At 32.8% G+C, this 366-nt stretch carries 1 pseudogene; it reads right to left on the bottom strand.

Going from position 1 to position 366, the window contains the following annotated elements:
• Window positions 1-41: 41 nt before the first annotated feature.
• Window positions 42-366 (bottom strand): annotated as a pseudogene (locus IEW49_RS13315) (cbb3-type cytochrome c oxidase subunit I); the annotation flags it as partial.

The following is a 366-nucleotide window of genomic DNA, read 5'->3' as shown; positions in this document are numbered from 1 at the left end:
ACACTTACGATTGACCCAAAACTACTTATTAAATTTCAACCTGAAAATGCGTCAGGGTAATCACTTATTCTTCTTGGCATACCTTGTAAACCTAAGAAATGTTGAGGGAAGAATGTTAAATTAACCCCTATGAATAAAAGTCAGAATTGAGCTTTAGATAACACCATATTATAATTTAAACCTAATATTTTAGGTACTCAGTGATATCATCCGCTAAACATTGCAAATACAGCACCCATACTTAATACATAGTGAAAATGAGCAACTACGTAATAAGTATCGTGGAATGCTATATCTAAAGATGCATTCGCTAAAACAACTCCACTTAATCCCCCAATTGTGAACATAAATACAAAACCTAAAGCA

Origin of the sequence: Pseudoblastomonas marina (assembly GCF_014641655.1) — a bacterium.
In the GTDB taxonomy this organism is placed as follows: domain Bacteria; phylum Pseudomonadota; class Alphaproteobacteria; order Sphingomonadales; family Sphingomonadaceae; genus Alteriqipengyuania_A; species Alteriqipengyuania_A marina.
Note: the sequence above shows the minus strand (reverse complement) of the source record. Positions and strands in the feature narration are given on the sequence as shown.